This is a genomic window from Streptomyces sp. NPDC002690 (assembly GCF_053592415.1).
The window spans coordinates 1-2,655 of sequence record NZ_JBSFVR010000610.1 but is presented as its reverse complement, the minus strand read 5'-3'; the positions used below and the strand labels follow the sequence as shown (position 1 = coordinate 2,655).

Here is a 2,655-nt window from a genome sequence, read left to right as displayed (position 1 = left end):
CGCGCCGCGCCGCCCCCGGGGGGTTTTCCCGCCCCGGGCCCGCCCCCGGGGGGGGCCCCCCCCCCTCCTCCCGCGCGGGCCCCCCCCCAGCCGACTTCCGTGACCCGCCTCAGCGCTTCAGCGACTGCCCGAAGCCGGCGGCGAGCGGCATCCGCAGCCCCAGCGGCGGCGGCGCGGCCAGCGCGTCGGCGACCGGCCGGGCGTAGGAGCGGGCGAAGAGCGAGCCCTGGACGAAGTCGGAGGCCAGCGCCACCACTTCGGCCCGGTGCTGACGGAGCGCGTGCCCGTCCGAGTGGACCTCGAAGCGGCAGATGTCCCGGTTGGCCTTCTTGGCGCGGGAGGCCAGCCGGAAGGAGAGTTCGGGGTCGGTGTGGGCGTCGTTGGTGCCGTGCACGATGAGCACCCGGCGCCCCGCGAGCTGCTTCACCGGCTCGGCGGCCGTCTCCGGCCCGGTACGCGCCGGGGTTCCGGCCTGGCCCGGCAGCCAGGGGGACATCGCCAGTACGGCGGAGACCGCGGGGTGACCCGCCGCCCGCAGGGCGGCCCGGCCGCCCATGCCGTGACCGACGAGACAGACGGGCACGTCGCCGTAGCGGCGCACCACCTCGTCCGCCGCCCACTCGGCGTCCGCCGCCGGATCGGCGTCCTGGGCGTTCCAGCCGCGGTGGCGGTAGTGCAGGACGTGCACCGTCAGCCCGTCCTCGCGGCCGGCTCTCGCCAGGGCGCGGGCGAACGGGAGTTGGCCGGCGTAGGTGAAGGGGGAGGGGCGGCGGTGGGATTCGACGGCTCCGTCCGGGAGCAGCAGGACGACACCACCGACCTCCGAGGAAGGTCCCGCGGCCCGGACGGTCCGCCCGAGCCGGGCGGTGGGCATGGGAAGCGCGCGCGTTGCCATGACAGAACATTCTCAGAAGCCCGGGTGTACTCCACCTGTCCGCACGGTCTCTGTTACGTATCTTCACTCGGCGATCTACGCGCGTAGGCGCTAGAGTACGCAGATGATGAGCCAGCTCCGCGCCGTCCCCGACGCCGATCAGATCCGCCGCGCCCCGAAGGTGCTCCTCCACGACCATCTCGACGGGGGGCTGCGCCCCGGGACCATCGTCGAACTCGCCCTGGCACAGGGGTACGAGGACCTTCCGGAGGCCGACCCCGGCAAGCTGGGCGCCTGGTTCCGCGAGGCCGCCGACTCCGGTTCGCTGGAGCGCTACCTGGAGACCTTCGCCCACACCTGCGCCGTCATGCAGACCCGCGAGGCGCTCCACCGGGTCGCGTCCGAGTGCGCCCAGGACCTCGCCGAGGACGGCGTCGTCTACGCGGAGGTGCGGTACGCCCCCGAGCAGCACCTGACCGCCGGCCTCACTCTCGAAGAGGTCGTGGAGGCGGTCAACGACGGCTTCCGCGAAGGGGAGCGGCTCGCGCGCGAGGCCGGCCGGCGCATCCGGGTCGGCGCGCTGCTCACCGCGATGCGGCACGCCGCCCGCTCGCTGGAGATCGCCGAACTCGCCAACCGCTACCGGGACTCCGGAGTCGTGGGCTTCGACATCGCCGGCGCCGAGGCCGGTTTCCCTCCCACCCGCCACCTGGACGCCTTCGAGTACCTCAAGCGGGAGAACAACCACTTCACCATCCACGCCGGCGAGGCGTTCGGCCTCCCGTCGATCTGGCAGGCCCTCCAGTGGTGCGGCGCCGACCGGCTCGGTCACGGGGTCCGGATCATCGACGACATCGAGGTCGCCGAGGACGGCACGGTCAAGCTCGGCCGCCTCGCCAGTTACGTACGCGACAAGCGCATCCCGCTGGAGCTGTGCCCCACCTCGAACCTCCAGACCGGTGCCGCTCCCTCCTACGCGGAGCACCCGATCGGTCTGCTGCGTACCCTGCACTTCCGCGCCACGGTCAATACCGACAACCGCCTGATGAGCGGGACCAGCATGAGCCAGGAATTCGAGCGGCTGACCGAAACGTTCGGATACACGCTCGACGACATGCAGTGGTTCACCGTCAATGCGATGAAATCAGCATTCATTCCTTTCGATGAACGTCTCGCGATGATCAACGACGTGGTCAAGCCGGGATACGCCGAACTGAAGTCCGCATGGCTGTTCAGTCAGACCGCCGCGACCAGCGTTTCCTCGCTCGAACAGGGCTGACGGCGCAGGTTCCGAAAGGGCCGGGGAACACATTTCCCGGCCCTTTTCCGTGTGTCGCGCCATTTGCGGAGCGGGGAGCGGGGTGACTAGTTTGCAGAGCCGCTCGCATCCCCTTTCCCCAAGGACGAACGTCATGAAGCTCTCCTCCGCCCGCATTCTCGGTGTCGCCGCTCTCGGTGCCGCTTTCGCCGCTGCCGCCGCCGGCAGCGCGTCCGCCGCCCCGGCGCTCCCGCTCGACGCGGGCTCCTCCCTGCCCGTCTCCACCGACGCGCTGGCCAACCTCGGCCAGGCCGCGTCGACCCTCCCGGTCAAGGAGACCACCGGCAGCCTCCTCGGCGGCAAGGCCACCGACGCCGCCAAGCCCGTCACCCAGCTGCTCGGCGGACTGCCGACCAAGGGGCTGACCGCGAACGGCCTCCCGATCGGCGGCTGACCCGGCGCCCGGCTGGACGGACTGACGGCCCCGGCGTCCAAGTGGTGAACGGTGGTGCGCAGTACGCGT

At 71.8% G+C, this 2,655-nt stretch carries 3 protein-coding genes; 2 read left to right on the top strand and 1 reads right to left on the bottom strand.

The window, feature by feature from the left end:
- Nucleotides 1–109: 109 nt before the first annotated feature.
- The gene (locus tag ACWD3D_RS35840; protein ID WP_451464846.1) at nt 110–895 is read right to left on the bottom strand and encodes an alpha/beta hydrolase; all 786 of its coding nucleotides are present in this window, start codon (nt 893–895) and stop codon (nt 110–112) included.
- Nucleotides 896–998: 103 nt separating this feature from the next.
- On the opposite strand from ACWD3D_RS35840, the gene ACWD3D_RS35835 reads away from it, so the two are divergent.
- Nucleotides 999–2,153, top strand: a complete 1,155-nt coding sequence (locus tag ACWD3D_RS35835) for an adenosine deaminase (protein ID WP_451464845.1) — start codon at nt 999–1,001, stop codon at nt 2,151–2,153.
- A gap of 133 nt (nt 2,154–2,286) precedes the next feature.
- Complete coding sequence (locus ACWD3D_RS35830) at nt 2,287–2,586, top strand: hypothetical protein (RefSeq protein ID WP_451464844.1); 300 nt, start codon at nt 2,287–2,289, stop codon at nt 2,584–2,586.
- Nucleotides 2,587–2,655: the final 69 nt, after the last annotated feature.